22 protein-coding genes, 1 tRNA gene and 1 other RNA gene are annotated in these 20,352 nt (G+C 46.9%); 9 read left to right on the top strand and 15 right to left on the bottom strand.

The annotated features are described in order from the left end of the window. Position 1 precedes the first annotated feature (1 nt). The 6 genes from NA624_RS00465 to csgB all read right to left on the bottom strand — a co-directional run bounded on the left by NA624_RS00465 (position 2) and on the right by csgB (position 3,843). Positions 2 to 1,489, bottom strand: coding sequence for a phospholipase D family protein (locus NA624_RS00465; RefSeq protein WP_000976323.1), 1,488 nt, complete (start codon positions 1,487 to 1,489; stop codon positions 2 to 4). Continuing rightward, positions 1,425 to 1,964 (bottom strand): O-acetyl-ADP-ribose deacetylase, encoded by a 540-nt coding sequence (gene ymdB / locus NA624_RS00460; RefSeq protein WP_000203948.1) that lies wholly within the window; start codon positions 1,962 to 1,964, stop codon positions 1,425 to 1,427. Before ymdB ends, NA624_RS00465 begins: the two co-directional genes overlap by 65 nt. Positions 1,965 to 2,051: 87 nt before the next feature. Further along, positions 2,052 to 2,372 carry a type 1 fimbrial protein gene (locus tag NA624_RS00455; RefSeq protein ID WP_000111254.1) on the bottom strand — a complete coding sequence of 107 codons (321 nt, stop codon included), beginning with the start codon at positions 2,370 to 2,372 and terminating at the stop codon, positions 2,052 to 2,054. Between the two features lie 130 nt (positions 2,373 to 2,502). Then, positions 2,503 to 2,829: a curli assembly chaperone CsgC gene (gene csgC / locus NA624_RS00450; RefSeq protein ID WP_000557256.1), complete on the bottom strand. Its 327-nt coding sequence runs from the start codon at positions 2,827 to 2,829 to the stop codon at positions 2,503 to 2,505. A 61-nt stretch (positions 2,830 to 2,890) separates the two neighbouring features. Further along, positions 2,891 to 3,346 (bottom strand): curli major subunit CsgA, encoded by a 456-nt coding sequence (csgA, locus tag NA624_RS00445; protein ID WP_000771416.1) that lies wholly within the window; start codon positions 3,344 to 3,346, stop codon positions 2,891 to 2,893. A 41-nt stretch (positions 3,347 to 3,387) separates the two neighbouring features. Next, a complete protein-coding gene (csgB, locus tag NA624_RS00440; RefSeq protein WP_000791656.1) occupies positions 3,388 to 3,843 on the bottom strand; it encodes a curli minor subunit CsgB in 456 nt (151 codons plus the stop codon). 754 nt (positions 3,844 to 4,597) lie between these two features. Here csgB and csgD point away from each other — a divergent pair. The 4 genes from csgD to csgG are packed head-to-tail and all read left to right on the top strand — an operon-like array spanning position 4,598 to position 6,951. Further along, complete coding sequence (gene csgD / locus NA624_RS00435) at positions 4,598 to 5,248, top strand: biofilm master transcriptional regulator CsgD (RefSeq protein WP_000481517.1); 651 nt, start codon at positions 4,598 to 4,600, stop codon at positions 5,246 to 5,248. A gap of 4 nt (positions 5,249 to 5,252) precedes the next feature. Next, positions 5,253 to 5,648, top strand: coding sequence for a curli production assembly/transport protein CsgE (gene csgE, locus NA624_RS00430; RefSeq protein ID WP_000833307.1), 396 nt, complete (start codon positions 5,253 to 5,255; stop codon positions 5,646 to 5,648). Between the two features lie 26 nt (positions 5,649 to 5,674). Then, a complete protein-coding gene (gene csgF, locus NA624_RS00425) occupies positions 5,675 to 6,091 on the top strand; it encodes a curli production assembly/transport protein CsgF (RefSeq protein WP_001264073.1) in 417 nt (138 codons plus the stop codon). 26 nt (positions 6,092 to 6,117) lie between these two features. Beyond that, positions 6,118 to 6,951 carry a curli production assembly/transport protein CsgG gene (gene csgG, locus NA624_RS00420; RefSeq protein WP_001137620.1) on the top strand — a complete coding sequence of 278 codons (834 nt, stop codon included), beginning with the start codon at positions 6,118 to 6,120 and terminating at the stop codon, positions 6,949 to 6,951. 38 nt (positions 6,952 to 6,989) lie between these two features. Here csgG and NA624_RS00415 read toward each other — a convergent pair whose 3' ends face one another. From NA624_RS00415 to ghrA, 4 genes are all read right to left on the bottom strand, one after another. Next, the gene (locus NA624_RS00415) at positions 6,990 to 7,472 is read right to left on the bottom strand and encodes a DUF1097 domain-containing protein (RefSeq protein ID WP_001546652.1); all 483 of its coding nucleotides are present in this window, start codon (positions 7,470 to 7,472) and stop codon (positions 6,990 to 6,992) included. Positions 7,473 to 7,572: 100 nt separating this feature from the next. Then, positions 7,573 to 8,127 carry a TorD/DmsD family molecular chaperone gene (locus NA624_RS00410; protein WP_001001890.1) on the bottom strand — a complete coding sequence of 185 codons (555 nt, stop codon included), beginning with the start codon at positions 8,125 to 8,127 and terminating at the stop codon, positions 7,573 to 7,575. A gap of 23 nt (positions 8,128 to 8,150) precedes the next feature. Continuing rightward, positions 8,151 to 8,888 carry a phosphatase gene (locus NA624_RS00405; RefSeq protein WP_000283646.1) on the bottom strand — a complete coding sequence of 246 codons (738 nt, stop codon included), beginning with the start codon at positions 8,886 to 8,888 and terminating at the stop codon, positions 8,151 to 8,153. Positions 8,889 to 8,972: 84 nt separating this feature from the next. Continuing rightward, complete coding sequence (ghrA, locus tag NA624_RS00400; protein ID WP_000402552.1) at positions 8,973 to 9,911, bottom strand: glyoxylate/hydroxypyruvate reductase GhrA; 939 nt, start codon at positions 9,909 to 9,911, stop codon at positions 8,973 to 8,975. Between the two features lie 235 nt (positions 9,912 to 10,146). Between ghrA and NA624_RS00395 the strand changes: the two genes are divergently transcribed. Continuing rightward, positions 10,147 to 10,234 (top strand) — tRNA-Ser (locus NA624_RS00395). 48 nt (positions 10,235 to 10,282) lie between these two features. Further along, a non-coding RNA gene (locus tag NA624_RS00390) (RtT sRNA) lies at positions 10,283 to 10,418 on the top strand. A gap of 149 nt (positions 10,419 to 10,567) precedes the next feature. Here NA624_RS00390 and NA624_RS00385 read toward each other — a convergent pair. The 4 genes from NA624_RS00385 to NA624_RS00370 all read right to left on the bottom strand — a co-directional run bounded on the left by NA624_RS00385 (position 10,568) and on the right by NA624_RS00370 (position 15,145). Continuing rightward, on the bottom strand, positions 10,568 to 11,674 hold the full coding sequence (locus NA624_RS00385) for a Gfo/Idh/MocA family protein (protein ID WP_000988594.1): 1,107 nt from the start codon (positions 11,672 to 11,674) through the stop codon (positions 10,568 to 10,570). Between the two features lie 10 nt (positions 11,675 to 11,684). After that, positions 11,685 to 12,965 carry an MFS transporter gene (locus tag NA624_RS00380; RefSeq protein ID WP_000560753.1) on the bottom strand — a complete coding sequence of 427 codons (1,281 nt, stop codon included), beginning with the start codon at positions 12,963 to 12,965 and terminating at the stop codon, positions 11,685 to 11,687. A gap of 282 nt (positions 12,966 to 13,247) precedes the next feature. Further along, positions 13,248 to 13,940 carry an oligogalacturonate-specific porin KdgM family protein gene (locus tag NA624_RS00375; RefSeq protein ID WP_000700859.1) on the bottom strand — a complete coding sequence of 231 codons (693 nt, stop codon included), beginning with the start codon at positions 13,938 to 13,940 and terminating at the stop codon, positions 13,248 to 13,250. A gap of 44 nt (positions 13,941 to 13,984) precedes the next feature. Further along, positions 13,985 to 15,145, bottom strand: a complete 1,161-nt coding sequence (locus NA624_RS00370; RefSeq protein ID WP_000525757.1) for an N-acetylneuraminate epimerase — start codon at positions 15,143 to 15,145, stop codon at positions 13,985 to 13,987. 506 nt (positions 15,146 to 15,651) lie between these two features. On the opposite strand from NA624_RS00370, the gene NA624_RS00365 reads away from it, so the two are divergent. The 3 genes from NA624_RS00365 (at position 15,652) to NA624_RS00355 (ending at position 19,332) form a co-directional block, all read left to right on the top strand. Beyond that, a complete protein-coding gene (locus NA624_RS00365) occupies positions 15,652 to 16,332 on the top strand; it encodes an N-acetylmannosamine-6-phosphate 2-epimerase (RefSeq protein WP_000054244.1) in 681 nt (226 codons plus the stop codon). Between the two features lie 336 nt (positions 16,333 to 16,668). Next, a complete protein-coding gene (locus NA624_RS00360; protein WP_000628085.1) occupies positions 16,669 to 18,165 on the top strand; it encodes a sodium:solute symporter in 1,497 nt (498 codons plus the stop codon). A gap of 285 nt (positions 18,166 to 18,450) precedes the next feature. Continuing rightward, a complete protein-coding gene (locus NA624_RS00355; RefSeq protein WP_000433674.1) occupies positions 18,451 to 19,332 on the top strand; it encodes a MurR/RpiR family transcriptional regulator in 882 nt (293 codons plus the stop codon). A gap of 105 nt (positions 19,333 to 19,437) precedes the next feature. On the opposite strand, the gene phoH is transcribed toward NA624_RS00355, so the two are convergent. Then, positions 19,438 to 20,226 (bottom strand): phosphate starvation-inducible protein PhoH, encoded by a 789-nt coding sequence (gene phoH / locus NA624_RS00350; protein ID WP_000533527.1) that lies wholly within the window; start codon positions 20,224 to 20,226, stop codon positions 19,438 to 19,440. Positions 20,227 to 20,352 lie beyond the last annotated feature (126 nt).

Below are 20,352 nucleotides of genomic sequence, written 5' to 3'. Positions count from 1 at the left end.
TTCACAGCAACCATTCCACAGGTAAAATTGCCGCCAACCGTACCAGAACTCGCTGCCAGAAACGCGTAGCGGGTTCTTTCTTTAACACCTTTTCCTCTTCTTGCTGACGATCGATCCAGTTAATTCGTCCCCAGCGATCCAGCCGCAGCTGCCAGGCCGCATCGCGTTGGCTCTGCGTAAAACGCTTATGAATAAGCGTCGCCAGCGTCTCACTTTCAATGACAAAGCCCATTTCGGTATTTAAAAGCGTTGAACGGGGATCAAAATTAAGCGATCCGATAAACACCTTACTACCATCAATACTGAACGTTTTAGCATGTAAGCTGGAACCTGAGTTCCCGGTGAGTCCGCGATCATGTACGGCGGTTTCATGTTCGCGGGTCGGTTTCAGTTCGTAGAGCTCCACGCCATAGCGCAGTAATTTCTTTCGCCAGCGCGCGTACCCTGCGTGAACGACCGCCACATCGTTGGCCGCCAGAGAGTTAGTTAAGATGGCGATCTTCACGCCTTTCCTGACCAAATTAAGCAACTGCGCCACGCCTGCGCGCGTAGGGACAAAGTAAGCGGAAATAATGTCGATACGCTCAGTCGGCGAGCCCATCACGTCAAATAATCGCTGCGGAAGAAGCGAATGGCGCTGCGCCTTCCCCTCGCCTTTAGAAGGGTCATCGCTAAGCAAGCGTGTTTTTGCCCAAATCAGCGGCAATGTTCCGCGATCGAGATCCGCCATAAACTGGCTGGTTTCCAGCTTATGCAGATAACGGCGGGTGATCTCATCGTTATACCAGGATTCGGGAAGTTCGATACGCTGCGTCAGTTCCTGCTCAGAAAGAGATAATACTTGCTGCAATGTCGACACTGAACTACAGCGCCAGTAACGTTCAAAATCATTGGCGACATCATTGACCACCGGGCCAATGGCCATCACGTCCAGATCGGAAAATAACGGTTCCTCGCCAGCGCCGAAATAGGCATCGCCGATGTTGCGCCCACCGACCAGCGTCACTACGCCGTCGGCAGTGTAACTTTTATTGTGCATCCGCCGATTCAGCCGCGCAAAATCCGTCAAATATCCCAGCGCGCGTAGCGTACGAAAAGAGAAAGGATTAAACAGACGAACTTCGATATTAGGATGGCTATCCAGCAAGCGCAACGTATCATCCAGACCAGGCGTATTGTTATCATCCAGCAGCAGACGAACATGAACGCCGCGCTTCGCCGCCGACAGCAGTACCGAAAAGAGCAGCCGCCCGGACATATCGTCTTCCCAAATATAATACTGCACATCCAGCGTCCGCGCCGCCATTTCGGTCAGGCGGTAGCGGGCGGCAAAAGCGTCCAGACTGTTATCCAGCGCCAGAATGCCGCACTCTCCGGGATGGCGCGCGCATAGCGGTTCAACGGCACGCTCCAGGCGTGTTTTATCAGGCAGGGTCGTCGCCTTGCTGAGTAAGTAATCTTGCGTAAAGCCGGGCAGTTTCTTCATCATAACAGACAAAGTATACCTGTTCAGGCAGAGCGTAACGGGTAATAAAATCTGAAACCGTCCTGACGGCGACTTCAGCGGCCTGGGCGCGTGGATAGCCATAAACGCCGGTACTGATTGCCGGAAAAGCGATGGAACGAAAGTGATTCGCCTCGGCAAGCAGTAAACAATTCCGGTATGCCTCTTCGAGTAGCTCAGCTTCCTGGTGTTCGCCGCCTCGCCAGACGGGCCCCACTGTATGAATAACCGCCTTTGCCGAAAGCTTGCCAGCAGGCGTGATAACCGCATGTCCCGTCTGACATTCGCCCTGTTGCTGGCGGATGAGTTTACAGGCGTCCAGCAATGCCGGCCCCGCCGCGCGATGAATCGCGCCGTCTACGCCGCCGCCGCCCATTAATGATGCGTTAGCGGCATTCACAATCGCATCGACGCTAAGTTGAGTGATATCACCCTGTATGACCCGAAGACGTGATGTCATAACCCCCCCCCTTTGTCTCACCTTATCTGCAAAGTGTACAGCAGGGCTTTTAACAGAGTCGCTCTTTTTATATCTATGACACCGCCGTTAACGGTACTCAATATTCATCACCGCCAGGCTTTTTTGCGCATCGAGATAATGCAGCCGCACCGTCGCAATGGACTGAATATCCTGCGGTAATCCAGATGCCTGCCGAAGGTCAATCCGGTGCATTTGCTTTTTACCTTCGCGTAGGCAGGTTAAATCAATATTTTCGGCGTGAGTAGAAATATCGCACAGTGGCTCAACAATCGCGCCGCGAAAATGGATAACGCCGCCCTGTACCGTTTGTTGCCCTACCGCAGAATGGATAAAAAAAGCGCAGATACACAGACCTATGGCAGGGATATTTTTCTTGATTACGGACATGTTAACTCCTCAATGATTAGTCATCCTCGAGGGTTCGGCGTTACCTTTTAGCGACATGCCGAGACGATGAGACGCTTTTATCGCCTCTTTATACCCAAGTCAGCCAATCCATTTCCGCCACCATCAAAAACTACTGTGCAGAAGGCGGCCATTGTTGTGATAAATGCAGTGATTGTCCGTCCGAAACAGTAACAATAATTTTAACCGAGTCCTCTGAAGATATATTTACACTAAGACGAGACAACTCAATCGGTTGATTAGCAGGTAAAGATAGCGTTTGTTTTTGCTGTGTATGGCTTTGTCCCCCTACGCCGTCGCGCACAGAGAGAATTTGCACCTGACAGACGCAGGGTTCGTTTAATGTGACTTGAGGGATCACCGTGTAAATATCGCCTTGCTGAGTTGTGGTAAACGTAATCTGATTTGAAAGTGCGGCAAGGAGCAATAAAGTATGCATAATTTCCTCCCGAAAAAAAACAGGGCTTACGCCCTGTTTTTTTATTAGCGCAGACGCTAAATTAATACTGGTTAGCCGTGGCGTTGTTGCCAAAACCAACCTGACGCACCATTACGCTGGAATCAGATGCGGTCTGATTAACCAGCGCGGCGTTATTACCGCCGTATTGGCCGACAGTAATATCGGAGTTTTTAGCGTTCCACTGGTCGATGGTGGCATTGTTTCTGAAACCATTCTGAGTCAGTTCAATAGTACTATTATCCGCACCCTGGCCTACATCGGCGCCGTTACCATAACCGCTCTGGGTAATGGTCGTTTCAGATTTACGGGCATCGCTTTGCAGAGCAAGCGCAGCGTTAGCGGAACCGTACTGATAAATGCTCAACGTTGAGTCCGGGCCGGAACTATTGCCGCCGCCGTTATGATTACCGCCGCCGCCCCATTGTGGAACGACGCCTGCCAGAGCACTGCCAGAAACTACGATTGCTGCGAATGCTGCCACTTTTAAAAGTTTCATGGTAAAACCCCCATCGGATTGATTTAAAAGTCGTAACGGTATTAGCGTTGGGTGACGCGAATAGCCATCTGCGACTGTTTCTGCACTACAACTGCTGTTTTCTGCGTACCGTACTGGGTAATATTGGCCTTATTTCCAGAGCCTTTCTGGATAATAGCCGCACTATTACCGTAAGCGCTTTGCGATATACTGGCATCGTTGGCATTGCCCGTTTGCTCAATATATGCAAAGTTATAATTCCCTGCCTGGTCGACTTTCGCCCGATTATTTCCTCCTTCTTGTGAAATAACGGACAATAGTTTTGATCCTTCCTGGCGTACTCTGGCACTATTATCCGTGCCGACTTGACCAATAATGGCCGCCTGATTAAATGAAGACTTGCTTAATTCATTTACCGCAAAATTATATTCTGAACGAGCCAGATCATAATTTGTCGCGGTTGCAATCCCAGGCGCACCCAGTATTGTCAACATCATAAATAACAATTTGTTTTTCATGCTGTCACCCTGGACCTGGTCGTACATAGCGAAAACTATCTATTGTTTTGTTAGCGACATGCGTTTTTTGTTAACGCGTCGTTACGATGAAGAGTATGTCCGTGGAAACATTTTTAATAACTCACCCACGCGTGGTATTTTGTTATTTAAGCTCATACCAAAGTGCTAATAAAACGATAGCCACGTGATTTTTTATAATTGATTTTTGGCCACAGAAGATAGTGTATCGCGCACCTAAAAAATGAAGTGTTGGTGTGTGTTATGCCGCCATGGGGATGTTCTTATGCTTCCCATGGGGGGCAATACGCACAAGACGTGACACACTTCGTTTTTTTTGTCTTTGTGCTGTCCAGGTTAATGCCACGTCTCAAATTTTAAGAAAAAATAAAATCAAAACATGACATACAATAATTAAAATGATTAAAAATCAATGAATTATTATAATTTGTATGATTTTTTAAATCTATGCAATAACAGCGAAATGTACAACTTTACTATCAAATCTAAACTTCAAAAAAACCCAAAAACAACATTTTAATATATATTTTTACATCTTGTTACAAGTTTAACACTTGCTTTAAGATTTGTAATGGCTAGATTGAAAACAGTTAAAAGTATTTTCGTAAATATTTTTCTCTTTCTGGATAATGGGCTATTTCAACCCACAGCAGTGCAACATCTGTCAGTACTTCTGGTGCCTTTATTTTATGGGGGCAGCTGTCAGATGTGCGATTAAAAAAAGTGGAGTTTCATCATGTTTAATGAAGTCCATAGTAGTCATGGTCACACACTATTGTTGATCACAAAGCCATCACTGCAAGCTACGGCATTATTGCAACATTTAAAGCAATCGCTGGCCATAACCGGAAAACTGCATAATATTCAACGTTCTCTGGAAGATATCTCAGCCGGTTGCATTGTTTTAATGGATATGATGGAAGCGGATAAGAAGCTTATCCACTATTGGCAGGATAATTTAAGCCGCAAAAACAATAATATAAAAACATTATTGTTAAATACCCCTGACGATTATCCCTACCGTGAAATTGAAAACTGGCCTCATATTAACGGCGTGTTTTACGCCACTGAAGACCAGGAACACGTGGTCAGCGGATTACAGGGTATTCTGCGGGGCGAATGCTATTTTTCACAAAAATTAGCCAGTTACCTGATTACACACTCAGGAAATTACCGCTACAACAGCACCGAGTCCGCATTACTCACTCATCGCGAAAAAGAGATCCTCAATAAGTTACGTATTGGTGCCTCTAATAATGAAATCGCCAGGTCGCTATTTATCAGCGAGAATACGGTTAAGACACATCTTTATAATCTTTTCAAAAAGATAGCTGTCAAAAATCGCACCCAGGCAGTTTCATGGGCAAACGATAATCTCAGGCGGTAAGGCCATGAAACGCTATCTGACCTGGATTGTAGCAGCAGAGTTACTGTTCGCTACCGGAAACCTGCATGCCAATGAAGTTGAAGTCGAGGTTCCCGGATTGTTAACCGACCATACCGTCTCTTCGATAGGACATGAATTCTATCGTGCATTCAGCGACAAATGGGAAAGCGAATACACCGGCAATCTGACCATTAATGAAAGACCCAGTGCGCGTTGGGGAAGCTGGATCACCATAACGGTAAATCAGGACGTTATTTTCCAGACTTTTTTATTTCCAATGAAAAGAGACTTCGAGAAAACCGTCGTCTTCGCATTAGCGCAAACAGAGGAAGCATTAAATCGCCGACAAATAGATCAAACGCTATTAAGTACGAGTGATTTAGCGCGTGATGAATTCTAAAACATGATTTTTATCCGGAGGCTGTCATGCGTGTTAAACATGCAGTAGTGCTGCTCATGCTTTTTTCGCCATTAACCTGGGCTGGAAACATGACGTTCCAGTTCCGTAATCCTAACTTTGGTGGAAACCCCAATAACGGTTCCTTTTTATTGAATAGCGCCCAGGCGCAAAATTCATATAAAGACCCCGCTTATGATAACGATTTTGGTATCGAAACCCCCTCAGCGTTGGATAACTTTACGCAGGCTATTCAATCGCAAATTCTGGGCGGCTTGTTGACCAATATTAATACCGGGAAACCAGGACGTATGGTGACCAACGATTTTATTATCGATATCGCTAATCGCGACGGACAGCTCCAGCTCAACGTCACGGACAGAAAAACGGGAAGAACCTCGACCATCGAAGTGTCAGGTTTACAAACTCAGTCAACCGATTTTTAAGCTACAGTCACTAAAGGATATAAATCATGCCGCGCTTACTTATTTTGGTTGCCGTTTTATTGTTGAGCGGATGCTTAACTGCCCCGCCGAAACAAGCTGCGAAACCGACATTAATGCCCCGCGCACAAAGTTACAAAGATTTGACGCACTTACCTGCTCCCACCGGTAAGATCTTTGTTTCGGTATATAACATTCAGGATGAAACGGGCCAATTTAAACCTTACCCGGCAAGTAACTTTTCCACAGCTGTGCCGCAGAGCGCCACCGCTATGTTGGTCACCGCGCTGAAAGATTCGCGCTGGTTTATCCCACTGGAACGACAAGGCTTACAGAATCTTTTGAATGAACGGAAAATTATTCGCGCAGCCCAGGAAAACGGCACCGTGGCGATGAATAACCGTATCCCGCTTCAGTCGCTGACGGCGGCAAATATTATGGTGGAAGGTTCTATTATTGGTTATGAAAGTAACGTCAAATCCGGCGGGGTCGGCGCAAGATATTTCGGTATTGGCGCCGATACGCAGTATCAGCTGGATCAGATTGCTGTCAACCTGCGCGTGGTTAACGTCAGTACGGGCGAGATCCTTTCTTCGGTGAACACCAGTAAAACGATCCTTTCCTATGAAGTACAGGCAGGCGTGTTCCGTTTTATTGATTACCAGCGTTTACTGGAAGGCGAAATCGGCTATACCTCGAACGAACCGGTGATGCTGTGTCTGATGTCAGCCATTGAAACCGGCGTTATCTTCCTCATTAATGATGGTATCGATCGCGGCCTGTGGGATTTGCAGAATAAAGCGGACAGGCAAAATGATATTCTGGTGAAATACCGTGAGCTGTCAGTACCGCCAGAATCCTGATGAATACGACAAAGCGTGGGGAAGAACCCCACGCTTTTTTATTTTGTGACCGCCGTATTCGCTGAATGTTGCTCGCGGCGTGATGCCAGCCATAGCCCACTATTTTTCATGGCATAGCCAAAGATTAGCCCCAGCGCCAGCGACGGTAATACCAACCGCCAGTCACCCTGCCCTGCAAATGTCGCACAGGCGCCGATAAATGTTCCCGGGACAAAAGAAAGCAATAGCTGCTTTGCCTGGATACACATCAGGAATGCCACGATCCCCGTCAACACGTAACTGACAATTTCCAGATGCGGCGCCAACGCGCTACCGTGAATAATGACCAGCGCCCACACCATACCGCTTAACAGCGTACAGGCGGAAATTAACAATCCCTTAAAGCCGCCCTGCGGACAGGCGAAATAAGCCGTACAGCCTAAAAAACCGGCCCAGCTTAGTAACCCCAGGGAGACGGCCACCCATCCCCATATTCCAGAAAGGATGCCCGTAGTGATAGCAATAGAAAGAAGTATGTTCATGGCGCGCATCATAACAGAAAAGCGGCACATTAATGAGATCACGCACACATTTTATGCAATGATGTAAAACCCGTTGCAGTTAATGGTGATTTACATCACATTATTCTTCATCTTCTTCCTGAAGTTCATCCCACATGGCCCCTATCGCATCACGCGTTAGCGGCGCCAGAGTGCGCCAGAATGGCGTAACGGCATGGGCTTCAACTTTACCGAGGAAGGTATTGCACCAGGGAAGCAGATAATCGGCAAATAAGGTTTCCAGCGCTTCACTTTCATCTTCGGCAGACTGATCTTCCAGCCAGGAGGCCGCGAGCAATAAAGTGCCAATGTGATCGGCAGGCGTATCGGCCAGCGGCATCCCTCGCGACGTTAAAAAAGCGCGCACCTCAGACTCTTCCGCGCCTTCGACCCACGCACTGCGGTATGGCGCTACCGCGCACTCTTCCCCAACAAATAACGCATTGTAATCAGTGGAAATCTGCGTGATATCGCAGCTTTTCTGTAAACGCGCCAGCATATCATCCTGCTCCAGCGGCCAGTTTGCCGCCAGTTTACCTTCACGGATTAACGTAAACAGCGGAACCAGTAAAGGATCTTGCGGTTGGCGGTAATACAACGATCCCAGCACACGGCACAGGATTGAAAACTCATTCATTGATATCTTCCCGTAAATAACGATTAAAGTTCGGCAAATTCCGGTACAGGCGCCATACCGCGTGATTCGAGGAAGGCCAGTAAGCGCTGCGGCGAGACGTTCAGGATTCGATCTTCCGGAAAATTCACCGCATCCAGAATTTTCCGGCATTCGGTGAAATCGCCAAGCGTAAAGGCCGTATGGGAATCAGAGCCTAACGCTACCCAGCCTCCCGCATCGCGTACGGCGGCAGCGACCGCGCGGCAATTATCTTCGCTTCCTTTACGCGAATGCAAAAAAGAAGAGTTGTTGATTTCCAGCGCTACATGGTGTTTCGCCGCCGCCTGCGCGATGGCGTTAACCTCCACTGGATACTTTGGATTTCCGGGGTGACTAATTATATGCACCTTGCCGCTGGCGATGGTCGCGATCATCGCCTGGGTATTGGTTTCTTTATCATGCGGCGCAAAAACGGGCTCATGAAAGCCTGCGATAATCAGATCCAGCGAGTCGAACATCTTTCCGGAGCAATCAATTTCACCGTTAATGTTCTTGATATTCGCCTCAATGCCACGCAGTATCCCCACGCCGTCAACCAGACGCGGCCAGATGCGCATGTTAATAAAATGCCAGTGATGCGGCGCATCTTCCATGTCCGGACCATGGTCGGTAATCGCAAAAAGTTTAATGCCTTTGCGTTTGGCTTCCGCGATATAATCGCTCAGAGTACTGTAGGCATGAGTGCTGGCGACGGTATGCATATGCAGGTCAACGGGATACATTGCTCTCTCCTGTAGTCATTTCCGACAAGGATAGCAGGTATCGCCAGCGTTTTTTAGCGAAACCCGGCCCGCGCCGGGTTGATGTCAATATCCTCTCGCCCGATCCACCTGCCCCGTCACCGGCTCTCCCTTCTCCAGCTGGGTAATTGTGCGGCTAATATAATCGATGGCTTCCGCCGGACGGGTGACTGCCGCAATGTGCGGCGTCATGGCGACTCGCGGATGGCGCCATAATGGGCTTTCCTGCGGTAACGGTTCCTGGCTAAAGACATCCAACATCGCGCCTTTTAGCTTACCGCTATCAAGCGCAGCCAGCAGATCAGCCTCCTGAACATGAACGCCGCGCGCGAGATTCAGCACGTAGGCGCCATCCGGCAATTGATCCAACAATTCGCTGTTAATAATTCCTACCGTTTGGGCCGTATTCGGCAGCAGATTAATCAGCACCCGCGTCTGGTTCAGGAAAGCGCGCAGCTCTTCACGCCCCACATAACTTTCCACGCCAGGCCAAGATTTGCGGCTACGACTCCAGCAACGTAACGGGAACCCCCACGCCTGTAGACTTTCTGCCACTTTTGCGCCCAGCACCCCTGCGCCCATGATACCGACGCTAAATTCTTCGCGGGTATATTCCGGCAACGGTTTCCATAGCGCCTGATTCTTCAGCGCCTGATAATCATCGAAACGACGGAACCAGTGTAATACCTGGCTGACGGCATACTCCTGCATTTGCAGGCCCATTCCGGTATCTTCCAGACGAAATAGAGGAATGGAGGCGTCCAGCATTTCCGGATGCGCATTTAATTTACTCAGAATTGCATCCACCCCCGCGCCCAGCGCAAAGACGGCTTTTAAGCGTCTTCCGGCCAGCATTTCAACCGGGGGCTGCCATACAAGCGCATAGTCTGCGGGGTTGTTATCACCGACCTTCCATTCACGAACGCGCGCATGTGGGAGAGCCTTCTCCAGCGCATTTACCCACCAGGCGGCGTTAAATGTCGGGTGATAAAAAATTATCTCCATGTTATCTCCTGAGCAGTATTGTGCGGAATGTGATTGCGCCTGTTATCAGCGTTTTCAACGGGATGTGCAGCATAGCAAATTTCCCGGCGCGGGCAAAAAAAGCAGTTTTCGCTTATTAAAGCCACAGATTGGTGGAAGTTTGTATAAACGCGCTTTTTTTTAAAAAAGTTGATTGACGTAGAAAAGATATTTCCCTACATTAGCGCCCGTTCCAGTAATGCTGGAGCGACAATTTGGTGAGGTGTCCGAGTGGCTGAAGGAGCACGCCTGGAAAGTGTGTATACGGCAACGTATCGGGGGTTCGAATCCCCCCCTCACCGCCATATTCAAGTTGAGAGCCTGTACAGAAGTACGGGCTTTTTGCTTATATGTATCCCCCAAACCAAGGGGGGATGAGAACCACCGACCGGGGTTCGACAACTGGCGCAGCCAGTTGGACAGACGACGAGCTTGCGAGGAGACTGCCCGAAGGGCGAGCGCAGCGAGTCAATCCCCCCCTCACCGCCATATTCAAGAAAGAGCTCGTACGAAAGTACGGGCTTTTTTCGCATTAAGCCCCCGTCCATTGCCGGATGGCGCATAGTTCACAGGTGCCTTATCCGGTCTACATAAGCGCAGCGCCACCGGGTAATAACACCACCATCCGGCTTTCAATTTTAGCCAAGAATTTCAGTGAGTTTTACTTTGCGCCCCTCGTTTGAGGAAAGCGTCGCAGCATCAGCGGTAGCAATGGCATTTGTCGCCGCTTCTCCTGTTAGCAATTTAGCAAACTCCTCGCCTGGCTCCAGACCGTTTATCACATCATGTAAGTACTGCATCTCCAGTTTCATAATTGATGAGAGCCACATCGGCGTACGTTTACCGGGTTTACCATAAGCGATTGCGCCATCCATCTCGCTGGATATGTTACCGTTGCGACGATCGTCATCCTCCGCCTGGCTTTCATGCACAAGAAAGTGTGTTTTTTTGCCCGCTTTTATTAGATAACCAGCCGTATTTTGCATATCAATGAGAATTGCACCTGTCGTGCCCTCAATTAATACATAGTGCTCAGGGTAGTGGAACGATGATCCCCACTGAAGTGTCGCGAAACGACCGCTTTCGAACTCAAGAGTGATTAGGACAACATCATCTTCATCACCAAATTTTTCACCTTTGTGCGCAACATTCCCCGCCGCCATTGAAACCAGGGATGGGGTTTCATCCATGATGAACAGTGTACAATCTAGCTCGTGAATGTGATGGTACAGATGCCCGCCTGACTTTGCGCGAATCTTCTTCCATGAGATCTCATCCTGCACGTCTTCAAAACCATTACGTTTAGTGTGAACTTGTGTAACTTCACCGATTTCACCGGCTTTGATGAGCGCTTTAGCGTGGCGAACCCCATGAAAAAAGTTCATAACGTGACCCGCCATAAAGGTAACACCAGCTTCTTTGCAGGCATCAACCATATCCTTACAATCCTGGTAATTTAAGGCGATAGGTTTTTCACAAAACACGTGTTTACCCGCTTTAGCCGCCGCAATGACCGGCGCTTTATGTAAGTAATTTGGTGAAGCAATAATTACGCAATCCACATCAGGATGGGTACAAAGCGCCTCCATCGTTGCAGTGGCGACACAGTTCAGCTCTTTCGCTATCGGATCCGCATTTACCGGATCGTAAATCGCAGTGATTTTCGCTCCTTCAACCTTAGACATAAATCGCGCCAGTTCAGCGCCAAAATAACCCGTACCTACAACACCGTATTTCGTCATCATTTATCCTCTATTAAAATTCTTTTGTTGACTGAAACCTTTCACGACGTGCTTTTAGCCTATCCGGAATGGATAAGCCAATAATGAGTAGAATTGTTGCGGTCCAGAAAGCAACAATGAACGTTAGCGCAGCGCCTAGCCCCATTGTTATTCCAAGCCAGGTCGCCGCCATTGAATTGAATGTGCCTGATGTCGCAGCAAGATTATAAATCAGCCCAGTACCCAAACCACGAACCTCAAGAGGAAAGTAGTCGTAGAGGAATTTGGGAACCAGCCCGCCAACACCTACGTTAGTCGCCATTAAACCGAATAAACATGCGCCCAGCAGTAAATAATTATCTTGCGGAATTCTGAATAACGGGAAAATGAATAAAAAGGACATGAGAAGACCAATGCTGAACGTTTTCTTCAAACCAATTCTATCTGCGCACAGACCCCAAACGATATTTCCCAATACAGTGCCGAATGCTGCCGCCGTCATTAAATTAGAGACCACGCCCGTATCAAAGCCCTCGCCCGCTAAATATGTAGGCAGTAGACCAAAGATTGGCCAGTTTGCGCCGAAAATAGAGAACAGAACAATAAATACACATAATGTCAGTGGAAATTGAGCTCGATTAAATAGCCCTTTCATTGACAAAGAGAAAACTGACCAGGCACTTTGTGAGTGCTTTCCGAGACCACTGAGTTTGGCTTCTTCCCACTCTTTAGATTCAGGAGCCCTGGCCCGGATGTAGATTACTAAAAGAACGGGTAGCAAACCGACAAAAAAAGCAGCACGCCAACCATACGCTTCGGCAAATGAAGGCATAAAGTAGGCTGCTATGATGTTACCAATACCGAAACCTGAAACCAGAAATGCGCTCGCTTTAGATTTTAAATGCTTTGGCCAACTTTCCACGGCATAAGTAGAAGCGCAAGCATACTCCCCCGCCATCCCCATACCGACAATGAAACGACTAAGCGTCAGCATAATTACACCGGAAGCCAGGCCACTTAACCCTGTACCTACAGAATAGGCAACTATCGACCACATCATTAACGGCTTACGGCCAAATTTATCTGCCAGCAGACCAAATAGCGCCCCGCCAAATGGTCGCCCAATAAAGGCCGCTGTGGCAAGGAATGCGCCCTCCATATCTGTCAATCCTAAGTCAGCCTTGATCAGATACATAATGTAGAAAATCAGCATAAAGTCGAAGCCATCAAAAACGTAACCCAGCCATGCTGAAAATAAAGCATTTTTTTGTGGACGAGTTATCTCGCTATACCACGGGAAGAATTTTGCTATCACAATAAAACCCTTATTTGCTGTTACCGTCTGAAATGCTTACGGAATTAATTTTTAAGTCATATCAATTGCCGAATAAGACACTATCAACCGGCACTTTCCGACAACCGCCTGAGATCGTAGCTATGTAAAGCGTATATTCATTGTTTATCATCCTTATTCGTAGCTACGTTAAGGACGTGAATACTCAAGACAAAGTCTAACGTTCTGTAACGTAGCTACGGGCTATAAGATTATCGATATGAATACTAAGCAAAGATTAGTACAGTAACTCTTTAACCTTTCTCAAAAGTGGTATTGTAATCCAACGCGATAACGGGTCTGTCTCTCATCGGTATTATTTCTCACCGCTACATTTCCAACCTCAACGTATGGTGTAAATGACTTATTCAGTTTCCAGGCTAAAGCCACATTATGCTCATAGTTTGTTTTTTTGTTATCAAATTTAATTTGATCGCTATCCATCCAGGTAAAGTTATATTCTAATTTCAACTCATCAAAAACATAACCTATATAAGTATCAAATCTATTCGTTTTCTCATCATCATTGTAGTTAGCTGTCTTTCTTGCATAGTCATAGCGGTAACGACCAGCCATATAAATACCAGAATCAAAATTATATTGCACCCTTAAATAAGGCTTATAAATTGAAGTGTCTGGACCGCTTTCAAATATAAATCCCGGCTGCAAAACAAAATGGTCCGTAACTTTATAATTATAACTTACGCCCAGTTCTATAGCGTTTGCGACGAGATCGCTTAAATGCTTATCCTGCTCACCATCTACTCCTCCCGATTTAACGCTGGCATCGACATAAAAACCAATGCCGTTAGGAAGTTTTTCAATTATAGCAATACGGTCTTTATTAATTCTGGTTCTATCAGCATATTCATGCCGATAATCAAGGGTTGCCGCTTGTAGATATGATGAAAATGCTATAAACGAAACCATACCCAGAAGATATCTGTTGATTTTCATAAAATACTCCGCTTATCAATTAACTTTATTTTTGTATTTAAAAATTATTTTATTAATAAATTACCATCACGCATGGTAAAGGAGGTTACAGACGAAACAGGTTTCCCTTTAGCATTTTCACCACCGATAAGGAAAACTTCATCACCATAACTTACTGATACACCATAGCCGAGAGGTTGTTTCATTTTACCCATATATTGCCAATGGCCATTAACCAAACCATAGACTTCATCTCGCCATTTTTTATTTATTCCTTCGTGGGAATAAAACTTTCCATTGGTATAATTTTGTTTTGCTCCCGGAAAATTCGCGCCACCACCGACAAGCAGGACACCGTGACTATAGCCCGAAAATGCTCCGGCCAACCCTTCTTGCTGTTGTTCTCCAGGCGATGGCGGTAACTGGCTGTTCTTCAACCATGTTAGCTTGTCGTTATCCCACATGGCGCGGTAAATCACATCGGTACGTAAACCCGGTTTGAGCTCACCATTAATCAGCATCAGGAAATTATTTTCCATTACCGATGACGATCCTGCCGTCCCCGCGCCTGGCAGCTCACCGGCATTCTTCCATGTGTTCTCTTTAGCATTGTAGATAAATACGATTTTATTAAAAAAATAATCTTTGGCAGGTTTATTAAAATAATTATAGATGACTTTATTTTTTTCACTTTCATCCGCAGCCGCAGCCGCTATATCAATAAAATACTTATCAAAGATATGCTCATTAACCCCTCCGGTAATAAGTACCATCGTTTCGTTTAATTTTACTCCCGTATGCCCTGTTAATCCAACTGGAGATATAGTGTCAACTTTTTGCCATGTATTTTTCACCGGTGAGTATTTGTACACATCGCTATAAACCTGCAACGGTGATTCACTGTTTTTTTTCCCTACGCCACCAAAAACATAAAGCTCATCATTTAAAAATACCGACACGGATTGCTCACGAGCTCCACCAGGAAACGACTTTATACGCTCCCAGTCTTTATGTTGCTTTTTAAGATCAATTTTATACCAGGATGTCCCTGCGGTACCTAAGCCGACATAAATCACGCCATTATTATCAATAGCGCCAGTACCATTTTTCAGTGGTTCTGGTATATCAGGAAGCGTCGTTGCATATCCTGATGTGGTGATAGCGACTGATAAACATAGCGCCATTAGCGTCATCATTTTCTTAAAGTTTTTCATCTGCATCCCCATGCGAAGAAATACAATTGGAGTAAAGCTTCATCATTAGTGATCTTATGGCGCATAATTTCAACAATGATAATGACAAAATGTGACCAAGCGCTAAAAATAATTACATGGGGTTATCATGTGCGAGGTAAAAGCACCCCATGGTGATGTTAGAAGTGATTATGGGTGACCTGTTATGGCCAAACTCATTAGTGATAGCATTCTGAATAAATACAACAAGAATTATGTGATGCATTTCATACTGGCTATCCCGTGGCGTATAAGCTCCTTCTGAGCATTTTATCTTTATGCCGGAAGCAGTTAATAAAATACAGCATGCTGCCGTCAGAATGAATTGTATTTGTCTTGTAGCTTCAGGTTATAGCCTCAAATCCGCTGGCGCAGTAATTGAATAACAAACATACCTTATGACTGTGTTCACATTTTTCTATCTTTTTGCTTGATGCAGCAACACTCCACAACATAACATAAAACGGAGCAAAACTTCAAAATATATAAGGCGGAACTGGATGTCACTATTAGCCAGGCTGGAACAAAGTGTACACGAAAACGGTGGGCTGATTGTCTCATGCCAACCGGTACCAGGCAGCCCTATGGATAAACCTGAAATTGTGGCTGCAATGGCACAGGCAGCGGCTTCGGCGGGTGCGGTCGCTGTGCGCATTGAAGGCATTGAGAATCTGCGGACTGTTCGTCCCCATCTTTCTGTTCCAATTATTGGGATAATTAAACGTGACCTTACAGGGTCGCCAGTCCGTATCACTCCCTATTTACAGGATGTTGACGCCCTGGCGCAGGCAGGTGCCGATATTATCGCTTTTGATGCCTCATTCCGCTCTCGCCCGGTTGATATTGATAGTTTACTGACACGTATTCGCCTGCATGGATTACTGGCGATGGCAGACTGTTCAACCGTGAATGAAGGCATAAGTTGCCATCAGAAAGGAATCGAATTCATTGGTACAACACTGTCTGGCTATACCGGCCCCATCACGCCGGTTGAGCCAGATTTGGCAATGGTGACGCAACTGAGCCATGCAGGTTGTCGTGTTATTGCCGAGGGGCGCTATAACACGCCTGCACTGGCGGCCAATGCTATTGAGCATGGTGCCTGGGCAGTTACCGTTGGTTCCGCTATCACCCGTATCGAGCATATCTGTCAGTGGTTCAGTCATGCAGTAAGACGCTGAACAGGAAAAGAAAATGAACACGCTTACTATTGATATTTATGTCTCAGAGAATGATCCGACGTTAATAATGCTATCGGCAAATACGATACCCAGGCCTGAAACCTGTTTGAACGCAATATCGGATAGCTGCTATTTCAGGTATCCGGCAGGACATACGTCTGGGCATCACCATTGGTGGAGCATAAATGTTCTGCCTTTTACATCTCATGATTACCGTCATTGAGATTAACAAAAACTATTACTTGATCTGAATATCGTATCGTCTGAATGATGGGAAGATAAAAATACACAGACGATGACCGCAACTCTAATCAAAACCATAAGCAGGAAAGAACTATGATTACACATTCTTTCGGCATCGTTAATTATCTTGTATTATTTGGCTACCTCCTGGCCATGATGTTAGTCGGTGTCTATTTTTCCAGACGGCAAAAAACAGCAGACGATTATTTTCGCGGTGGTGGCCGGGTTCCTGGTTGGGCGGCTGGGGTCAGTGTATTTGCTACTACGTTAAGCTCAATTACATTTATGTCAATTCCTGCCAAAGCGTTTACTTCCGACTGGACGTTTATCATTGGTCAGTATCTGGCTATCGCAATTTTACCGCTGGTTTTTTATTTCTATATTCCGTTTTTTCGGAAATTGAAAGTCACATCAGCCTATGAATATCTCGAAGCACGGTTCGATGTGCGCTGCCGTCTATTCGCCAGCATGTCATTTATGTTGTTTCATATCGGACGTATCGCCATTATCACTTTCCTCACCGTGCTGGCCTTGCGCCCCTTCATCGCTATAGACCCGGTGATTTTGGTACTGTTGATTAGCGTGATGTGTATCATTTATACCTGGATGGGTGGAATTGAAGGAGTAATATGGACTGATGTTATTCAAGGCCTCTTACTTTCTGGCAGCGCGATACTGATTTTTATAGTGATATGTCTCAAAGTCCAGGGCGGCATTGGTGAAATTTTTACGGTGACGCAGCAGGCGGATAAATTCTTTCCGGCTACGCAGTTCCACTGGAGCTGGACGGAAAGCACAGTACCTGTATTGATGATTGGTTTTCTGTTTGCCAATATTCAGCAATTTACTGCCAGTCAGGATGTGGTCCAACGCTATATCGTGACTGACTCCATAGAGGAAACGAAGAAAACATTACTTACAAATGCCAAACTGGTTGCTGTGATCCCTGTTTTCTTTTTTGCTATCGGCTCGGCATTGTTTGTCTACTATCAGCAACATCCACAATTATTACCGGCGGGATTCAACACTGGCGGCATTTTACCCTTATTCGTGGTCACCGAAATGCCAGTCGGCATTGCAGGGTTGATAATCGCCGCTATTTTCGCTGCCGCGCAGTCCAGCATCTCCAGCAGCTTAAACAGCATTTCCAGTTGTTTTAATTCCGATATCTATCAGCGTTTGAGTCATAAAAAAAGAACGCCAGAAAACCGTATGAAAATAGCTAAGTTAGTTATTCTGGTCGCGGGCCTGATAAGTAGCGCAGCCTCGGTATGGCTGGTCATGGCCGATGAATCAGAAATCTGGGATGCATTTAATAGTCTGATAGGTCTGATGGGAGGGCCAATGACCGGTCTGTTCATGCTGGGCATTTTCTTTAAACGAGCAAATGCCGGGAGTGCGGTTTTAGGAATTATTATCAGCGTCATTACCGTGCTGGGCGCACGCTATGCCACTGACCTTAACTTCTTCTTTTATGGGGTCATTGGCTCGCTAAGCGTGGTGATCAGCGGCGTTATTTTCGCCCCGTTATTTGCCCCGGCACCGCCATTGACGCTGGATGAAAAACCTGAACCAAAGGTGACATTATGATTTCATGATACCACGCTATACCGACACAGCACACGGTGACGCCAACGCCCGGGGCGACAATACCGGGCCAGGTATAAACCATCCGTCAAATGGCGCGCTATAAACACCGTAAGAGCAAACAGATTACTCTCCAGTGATGTTCTGTCATAAGTTGGCAACGCGATGTAAATATTCCCCCTCCTTTACTTACATCGCGCTTTTTTTCATGCCGCAGACTTGATAGGCTCTGCTCTGTTCGATATTGCAGGCTTTGTGCCGCAATCAGCCCTCAAGAGCAGGAACTATATGGAGCCTCAACCCCCACGTCTTAAACCCGGAAAAATCCTTGACACTCTGGGTGCTATGCAAAAAAGCCTGACACGTGCCTCCCAGCGTATTGCGCAATATATTTTAGCCTTCCCCAGACAGGTGACACAGTCATCTATTGCCGATTTGTCACGCGAAACACAGGCCGGAGAAGCCACGGTTATTCGCTTTTGTCGCACCCTGGGCTATAAAGGTTTTCAGGATTTTAAAATGGACCTGGCCATTGAACTTGCCACTACCGAGTCTGATGACAGTAGTCCTCTACTGGATGCCGAAGTTAGCGAATCCGACGATGCCCACGCCATTGGTTTAAAATTGCAGAACACCATTAGTAATGTATTATCTGAAACGCTAAATCTGCTTGATATGCAACAGGTTCTCGGTGTCGTGGACGCCCTACGTCACTGTCACTCAGTTTATATCTTTGGTGTGGGCTCATCGGGGATCACGGCGCTGGATATGAAACACAAGCTAATGCGTATTGGTTTACGGGGCGATGCGGTAAGCAATAACCATTTTATGTACATGCAGGCTACGCTATTAAAAGCAGGCGATGTCGCGATGGGTGTCAGTCACTCGGGCACATCGCCAGAAACAGTGCATTCACTCCGATTGGCCCGACAGGCTGGCGCCACCACAGTCGCCATTACCCATAATCTGGGTTCTCCATTATGTGAAGAGGCCGATTTTTGCCTGATCAATGGTAATCGGCAAGGAATGTTGCAGGGTGACTCGATCGGTACGAAAGCCGCGCAGCTTTTCGTCTTTGACCTGCTCTATACCCTTCTTGTACAGTCCTCGCCGGAACAGGCCCGAGAAAGCAAATTACGGACAATGAATGCCCTGGACATGACAAAATAATTCCCTTCACGTACAGGCGTCATTTTCCTTTTTTGTCCATGAGTCTGCTGGATGCTTTATAGATAACAAAGCCCGGTTTCCCGGGCTCTGAAAGTCAATGCTATATTAGCTGTATGCGTGAAGCGTTCGCTGACAAAGCGCCGAGCGCACGCAGTCGTCTTTGTTGAAATGCACAATCCCTACCATTTCATCTTCTTCAAAGCGTTCCAACGCATCGCTCAACCCGGAACGCACGCCGCGCGGCAGGTCGCATTGCGTAATATCGCCATTGACAATGACCGTGACATTTTCGCCTAATCGCGTCAAAAACATTTTCATTTGCGCCGCAGTCACATTTTGCGCCTCATCGAGGATCACGACCGCATTTTCAAAAGTACGCCCACGCATATAGGCGAACGGGGCAATTTCTACCTTACCGATTTCCGGGCGCAAACAATATTGCATAAAGGACGCGCCCAACCGTTTAAGCAGGACATCGTAGACGGGACGAAAATAAGGCGCGAATTTTTCAGCGATATCACCGGGCAAAAAACCAAGGTCTTCATCAGCTTGCAATACCGGACGCGTCACAATGATCCTCTCGACGTCCTTATGAATCAATGCTTCTGCCGCCTTTGCCGCACTGATCCATGTTTTCCCGCAGCCGGCTTCGCCGGTCGCAAAAATAAGCTGTTTACTGTCGATAGCGTTCAGATAATGCGCCTGTGCTTCATTTCGCGCCTTAACAGGAGAGGTATCGCGACTATCGCGCGCCATGCCAATGGCTTCTACTCCGCCCATCTGTACCAGTGACGTGACCGATTCTTCTTCACGTTGCTTATGACTACGCGAATCTCGTCTCAACACACGCTTTGCTTCACGACGAGCTTTGATCACTGCTTTTTGTCTTCCCATGGATAGCACCTTGAGTTGTAGGTATACATCACCCGCGTTCTCTTGAACGCGATTATGCGCACACACATCTGAGGGTTGGCTTCCTTGTAAGCCTTAGCTTGCTTTTTGAAACGACGCCACACACGG

Origin of the sequence: Salmonella sp. NW38, assembly GCF_051807745.1 — a bacterium.
Classification (GTDB): domain Bacteria; phylum Pseudomonadota; class Gammaproteobacteria; order Enterobacterales; family Enterobacteriaceae; genus Salmonella; species Salmonella enterica.
This window is presented reverse-complemented; position numbering and strand designations above follow the sequence as displayed.